At 64.7% G+C, this 6,387-nt stretch carries 8 protein-coding genes; 7 read left to right on the top strand and 1 reads right to left on the bottom strand.

Annotated elements, in window-relative coordinates; translation table 11 throughout:
• Nucleotides 1-129: 129 nt before the first annotated feature.
• The 4 genes from Q0030_RS30750 to Q0030_RS30735 are packed head-to-tail and all read left to right on the top strand — an operon-like array spanning nt 130 to nt 2,250.
• Nucleotides 130-603 (top strand): chemotaxis protein CheW, encoded by a 474-nt coding sequence (locus Q0030_RS30750; protein WP_298375813.1) that lies wholly within the window; start codon nt 130-132, stop codon nt 601-603.
• Nucleotides 604-646: 43 nt separating this feature from the next.
• Nucleotides 647-1,036: a response regulator gene (locus Q0030_RS30745; RefSeq protein ID WP_176534294.1), complete on the top strand. Its 390-nt coding sequence runs from the start codon at nt 647-649 to the stop codon at nt 1,034-1,036.
• Between the two features lie 35 nt (nt 1,037-1,071).
• The gene (locus Q0030_RS30740) at nt 1,072-1,929 is read left to right on the top strand and encodes a protein-glutamate O-methyltransferase CheR (RefSeq protein ID WP_298375806.1); all 858 of its coding nucleotides are present in this window, start codon (nt 1,072-1,074) and stop codon (nt 1,927-1,929) included.
• Nucleotides 1,930-1,932: 3 nt separating this feature from the next.
• Nucleotides 1,933-2,250 carry a PilZ domain-containing protein gene (locus Q0030_RS30735; RefSeq protein ID WP_298375801.1) on the top strand — a complete coding sequence of 106 codons (318 nt, stop codon included), beginning with the start codon at nt 1,933-1,935 and terminating at the stop codon, nt 2,248-2,250.
• Between the two features lie 157 nt (nt 2,251-2,407).
• On the opposite strand, the gene Q0030_RS30730 is transcribed toward Q0030_RS30735, so the two are convergent.
• Nucleotides 2,408-2,686, bottom strand: coding sequence for a hypothetical protein (locus tag Q0030_RS30730; protein ID WP_298375798.1), 279 nt, complete (start codon nt 2,684-2,686; stop codon nt 2,408-2,410).
• A 183-nt stretch (nt 2,687-2,869) separates the two neighbouring features.
• Between Q0030_RS30730 and Q0030_RS30725 the strand changes: the two genes are divergently transcribed.
• From Q0030_RS30725 to Q0030_RS30715, 3 genes are all read left to right on the top strand, one after another.
• A complete protein-coding gene (locus Q0030_RS30725) occupies nt 2,870-3,502 on the top strand; it encodes a response regulator (protein WP_092121810.1) in 633 nt (210 codons plus the stop codon).
• A 264-nt stretch (nt 3,503-3,766) separates the two neighbouring features.
• Nucleotides 3,767-5,506, top strand: a complete 1,740-nt coding sequence (araD, locus tag Q0030_RS30720) for an L-arabinonate dehydratase (protein ID WP_298375793.1) — start codon at nt 3,767-3,769, stop codon at nt 5,504-5,506.
• Nucleotides 5,507-5,597: 91 nt separating this feature from the next.
• Nucleotides 5,598-6,317 carry a ribonuclease activity regulator RraA gene (locus Q0030_RS30715; protein ID WP_298375791.1) on the top strand — a complete coding sequence of 240 codons (720 nt, stop codon included), beginning with the start codon at nt 5,598-5,600 and terminating at the stop codon, nt 6,315-6,317.
• Nucleotides 6,318-6,387: the final 70 nt, after the last annotated feature.

Genomic DNA, 6,387 nt, shown 5'->3' with positions numbered 1-6,387 from the left:
AGCGCGGCCGGCAGGCCGGCTTCCACGACTATGTCGCCAAGTTTGATCGTCCCGGACTGATCGCGGCGCTGAAAGAGCAGACCGCCGAACTGCGCCGGGCGGCGTGAGGGGATGCAAGGAACAGGATCGATGACCAGCAAGACCGAGACCAGTGAAGGCGCGATGGCCGAATACGTCACCGCCGTGATCGGTGGGCAGCTGTTCGGCCTGCCGATCTCGCGGGTGCAGGACGTGTTCATGCCGGAGCGGCTGACGCGGGTGCCGCTGGCCTCCAGCGAGATCGCCGGCGTGCTCAATCTGCGCGGCCGCATCGTCACCGTGGTCGACATGCGCGCCCGGCTCGGCCTGCCGAAGGCCGACGACGGCAAGCCGCCGATGGCGGTCGGCGTCGACCAGCGCGGCGAATCCTATGGCCTGCTGATCGACCAGATCGGCGAGGTGCTGCGGCTGCCCAACGACGGCCGCGAGGACAATCCGGTCAACCTCGACCCCCGCATGGCCAAGCTCGCCGGCGGCGTCCACCGCCTCGACGGCCAGCTCATGGTCGTCCTCGATATCGATCGCGTGCTCGAACTGGTGCCCAAAACAGCTGCTGCAGCGTAACGCTCCGCCGCGGAGACGGCGGATTCCACAAGGAGGCCAACATATGAAGACATGTCTTGTCGTCGACGATTCCGGTGTGGTGCGCAAGATCGCACGCCGCATCCTCGAAGGAATGGAATTCACCGTCATCGAAGCCGAGGACGGCGCGGTCGCGCTCGAGGCCTGCAAGCAGGCGCTGCCCGACGCGGTGCTGCTCGACTGGAACATGCCTGTCATGGACGGTTTCGAATTCCTCGTGCAGCTCCGCCGCATGGCGGGCGGTGACGTGCCGAAGGTGGTGTTCTGCACCACCGAGAACGGCATCGACCACATCTCGCGGGCGCTGCATGCCGGTGCCAACGAGTACATCATGAAGCCGTTCGACAAGGACATCGTGATCGCGAAATTCCAGGAGGTGGGTCTGCTGGCGCTCGATGCGTCGGCCGAAGCCTAATCCCCAGTTTCACCCTTTGCCTTTGCGAGGCTCCCGTGACGCCCCCCGACTACGAGTATCTGCGTAAGCTCCTGAAGGACCATTCCGGTCTCGATCTGTCCGCGGACAAGCAATATCTGATCGAAAGCCGCCTGCTGCCGCTGGCGCGCAAGTGCGGCCTGTCCGGCATTCCCGACCTGATCGCCAAGATCAAGGCCGGCTCATCGACGCACACCGTCCAGGCGGTCGAGGCGATGACCACCAACGAGACGTTCTTCTTCCGCGACAAGGTGCCGTTCGACCATTTCCGCGACACCATCATGCCCGAGGTTCTGAAAGCGCGTGCCGCGCGCCGCAGCATCCGGATCTGGTGTGCCGCCGGCTCGACCGGCCAGGAGCCTTATTCGCTGGCGATGTGCCTAAAGGAAATGGGCGCGGCGCTTGCGGGATGGCGGGTCGAGATCACAGCGACCGATCTGTCGCAGGAGGTGCTGGAGAAGTCGAAGGCCGGCATCTACAGCCAGTTCGAGGTGCAGCGCGGGCTGCCGATCCAGATGCTGGTGAAGTACTTCAAGCAGTCGGGCGAACTCTGGCAGATCAATCCCGAGTTGCGCGCGATGGTGCAGCACCGTCAGCTCAATCTGCTGCACGATTTCTCCCAGCTCGGCACGTTCGATGTGATCTTCTGCCGCAACGTGCTGATCTATTTCGATCAGGACACCAAGATCAACATCTTCAACCGGCTCGCCAGGTTGATGGAGGCCGACGGCTTCCTGGTGCTCGGCGCCGCCGAAACCGTTGTCGGCCTGACCGACACGTTCAAACCCATTCCCGAGCGGCGTGGCCTGTACCGGCCGAGCGGCGTGCGGGCAGCGCTTGCAATGCCGAGAGCTGCCATGGCGGTCGGATATTGAGCGATGACGGAGGACGGCAAATCCATTGAGCGTGTCTCGTTCAGCCGGGGCGTCGATGTCTGCATCATGGCCATCGATGGCACCTGGCGGCGCGACTGCCAGCTCAATGCCATCTCCGACAATGACGCGGCGCTGACCGTCGAGGGTTCCATTCAGGGGCTCAACCTGAAGGAGTTCTTCCTCTTGCTGTCGTCGACCGGGCTCGCTTATCGCCGCTGCGAGCTGGTCCGCGTCAACGGCACCGAAATGGACATCAGCTTCCTCAAGGGCAAGCCGAGCAAGCGGCGGTCGGGCTCCGACGAAGAGCGGGCCAGGGCCTGATATCAGGAAGGCCTGACTTCCAGAAGGCTTGACCCGGCTGGGCGGGAGATGCCTGCCGCCAATCCGAATGTGGAACGGATCGTCGCCTCGCGGGTTGGGCCGTCGTCGGCACAATCTGCGTGATGGCGCCGAATTGGGTGGCGGCCGGTCCGGCTGGTCAGTTCAGGAGACGCGCCGGCGCCTCTGGATCGCGCAGCCGATCGAGCGCCATGCCGAGGCCGGCGTCGCAGGCCTTTAGGGCCGTGAAGGCCACCGCGTAGCGCGGGGTGACATCGTCGAGCACGAAGACGTCGGCGGCGGCGTCCTGCTCGGCCAGAAATGCCTCGCGCGCAATCGCCGCCTCGATCAGCCGCAGGCTCGCCTGGACATGGCCGATCAGCGCGACCAGGTCCGTCACGATCAGGCTGTGGGGATCGCTGCCCTCGTCCAGGCTCACCTAAACGCCGTCCGCCGCTGCATTTTCCATGCATGTTTCTCCACTGCCACACTTTTAGGGAACGCGGTGCTACTTGTGCGTTAAGCGGACGTCCCGTACAAATACGGGTCCATTGATCGAGATGGTCAAGTTACGTCTTGTGCAGTCTGGGCAGCACGCTTCACCACTGATGGACGGATGCATATGGTTGAGAATGGCGCTCCTCGCGGGGAAATCTTCGTAGTCGACGACGACCCCGCCGTTCGCGAGACGCTTTCCGTGGTCCTGTCGACCGCTGGCTACAAGGTGATCTGCTTTGCGGACGGCGCCGCGCTGCTTGCGGTGGCGCGCAGCCGGACGCCGGCCTGCATCCTGCTCGACGTGCACATTCCCGGCAAATCCGGCCTCGATATCCTGAAGGAACTCCACGGCGAGGATTATCCGGCGCCGATCTTCATGATCTCCGGCCAGGGCGACATCACGATGGCGGTCAGCGCCATCAAGAACGGCGCGCTCGACTTCATCGAGAAGCCGTTCCGCGGCAACGAGATCGTCAGCCGCCTCAATGAGGCGATCGACGCCTATACAAGGCGCCAGGCCGAGACCTCTGCATCGCGCATCGCCGCGCTGCACTTTCCCGGCCGCGAGCCGCTGACCCGCCGCGAACGCGAAGTGCTCGAGCAGTTCACCGCGGGCGCCTCCAACAAGGAGGCCGGGCGTCACCTCGGGATCAGCCCGCGCACGATCGAGGATCACCGCGCCAACATCATGAAGAAGCTCGGCGCGCGCAACGCCGCCGACCTCGTCCGCATCGTGATGACGGCGCAGCAAAAGTAAGCCGAGGTCGGGCAAGGCTGGTTCACGCTCCGATTTCCACGTTGCGGAGTTTGTGCGCCGCACGCCCAGCGGGTGGAGCAGGCCCGTACAGATTTGTGCAACGGGCGCGGGCGGCGAACGGCACGTCTGCGCCGCGCGCGGGACGACACGTCCGGAAATCCTGTATATGCGTGGCGCAGGGCATGCGCGCTGAGGCCGCGCGCGTGCAATGTCGAAACACGCGATATCGAAACACGCAATATCGAAGCAGATGGCGCATCCAAGATGACCAAGAGGAACAAAACCCCGGATCAATTGCGCAGCGCGCGCTGGTTTGCGCCCGACGATTTGCGCGCCTTCGGCCACAGATCGCGCGCGATGCAGATGGGCTACGCGCCGGAGGAGTGGCGCGACCGGCCGGTGATCGCGATCATCAACACCTGGTCTGACGCGCAACCCTGCCACATGCACTTCAAGAGCCGGGTCGATGACGTCAAGCGCGGCGTGCTGATGGCCGGCGGCTTTCCGCTGGAGCTGCCGGCGCTGTCGCTGTCGGAATCGCTGCTGAAGCCGACCACGATGCTCTATCGCAACATGCTGGCGATGGATGCCGAGGAGCTGTTGCGCGGCCATCCGGTCGACGGCGTGGTGCTGATGGGCGGCTGCGACAAGACCACGCCTGGGCTGCTGCTCGGGGCCACCAGCATGAACCTGCCGGCGATCTATCTGCCGGCGGGGCCGATGCTGCGCGGCAACTGGAAAGGCAAGACGCTGGGCTCCGGCTCGGACGCCTGGAAATACTGGGACGAGCGACGCGCCGGTAAGATTTCCGACAAGGACTGGGTCGACATGGAGGCCGGCATCGCCCGCAGCTACGGCACCTGCATGACCATGGGCACGGCCTCGACCATGACTGCGATCGCCGAAGCCATCGGCATGACGCTGCCCGGCGCCTCGTCGATCCCCGCGGCCGACGCCAACCATATCCGGATGAGTTCGGAAGCCGGCCGCCGCATCGTCGCGATGGTGTGGGAGGATCTGACGCCGCAGAAGATCCAGACGCGAAGAGCGTTCGAGAATGCGATCACGGTCGCGATGGCGATGGGCTGTTCGACCAACGCCATCATTCACCTCATTGCGCAGGCGCGCCGCGCCGGCCAGGACATCTCGCTCGACGATTTCGAGATCGCGAGCCGCAAGGTGCCTGTCATCGCCAATGTGCGGCCGAGCGGCGACCTCTATCTGATGGAGGATTTCTTCTATGCCGGCGGGCTGCCCGGCCTGATGAACCGGATCAGGCAGCATCTGCATCTGGATTGCGTGACCGTCACGGGCAAGACGCTCGGCGAAAACATCGAAGGTGCGGAGGTCCACAATGACGACGTCATCCGCACCGTCGACGACCCGATCTACAAGGAGGGTGCGCTCGCGGTCTTGAAGGGCAATCTCGCGCCCGACGGCTGCGTCATCAAGCCGAGCGCCTGCGATCCGCGTTTCCTCAAGCACACCGGACCTGCGCTGGTGTTCGACGACTATCCCTCGATGAAGAAGGCGGTCGACGATCCCGATCTCGACGTCACGGCCGATCACGTCCTGATCCTGCGCAATGCTGGCCCGCAGGGTGGGCCCGGCATGCCGGAATGGGGCATGCTGCCGATCCCGACCAAGCTCGTGAAGCAGGGTGTGCGCGACATGGTGCGGCTGTCGGACGCGCGGATGAGCGGCACCAGTTACGGCGCCTGCATCCTGCACGTCTCGCCGGAATCCTTCATCGGCGGTCCGCTGGCGCTGGTGAGGAACGGCGACCGCATCACGCTCGACGTCGCCGCGCGCACCATCGATCTCGATGTGCCGGAGGCGGAGCTGGCCAGGCGCCGCGCGGAATGGAAGCAGCCCGAGCAGCGCTTCGAGCGCGGCTATGGCTGGATGTTCTCGAAGCACATCAAACAGGCCAATGAGGGCTGCGACTTCGATTTCCTCGAGACCGGTTTTGGCAAGCCGGTGGGCGAGCCGTCGATCTATTAGCCGTCATTCCGGGGCGCGAAGCGAACCTGGAACCTCGAGATTCCGGGTCTGGTCCTTCGGACCATCCCGGAATGACAACCGGGAAAATCACATGTCCAAACTCAGCGACACCACCCGCAACAAGCTGAAATCCGTCTCGACCGCGACGGTTGCGACCGCGCTGTTCAAGCGCGGCTTGCGCATCCAGATCATCCAGGATGTTCACCCCTTGAGCCCGGATCAGCCGACCATGGTCGGCGAGGCCTTCACCTTGCGCTACATGCCGGCGCGCGAGGACCTCAACTCGATCGAGGTGTTCCGCGACCGCGCGCATCCGCAGCGCAAGGCGATCGAGGATTGCCCGCCCGGCAGCGTGCTGGTCATGGACAGCCGCAAGGATGCGCGCGCGGCGTCGGCCGGCGCGATCCTGGTGACGCGGCTGATGAAGCGCGGCTGCGCCGGCGTCGTCACCGACGGTGGCTTCCGCGATTCGGCCGAGATCGCGCGGCTCGGCTTTCCGGCGTTTCATCATCGCCCAAGCGCACCGACCAACCTGACGCTGCACCAGGCGATCGAGATCAATGTGCCGATCGGCTGCGGCGACGCGCCGGTGTTTCCGGGCGACGTGATCCTCGGCGACAGCGATGGCGTCATCGTGATCCCGGCGCATCTCGCCGACGAGATCGCGGACGAGACTTTCGAGATGACCGCGTTCGAGGATTTCGTCACCGAGCAGGTCCAGAACGGCCGCGGCATCTTCGGCCTCTATCCCGCGACCGACGAGCAGACGCTGAAGGATTTTGCTGCCTGGCGGAAGGCGAAGGGGCGGTAGCTGCCGCAACCTCCGCCGTCTTCCTTGATCAGCGACCGCCACGCATTCCGCTGTCGTCCCTGCGAAAGCA

Source organism: uncultured Bradyrhizobium sp., from assembly GCF_947648125.1.
GTDB lineage: Bacteria > Pseudomonadota > Alphaproteobacteria > Rhizobiales > Xanthobacteraceae > Bradyrhizobium.
This window is presented reverse-complemented; position numbering and strand designations above follow the sequence as displayed.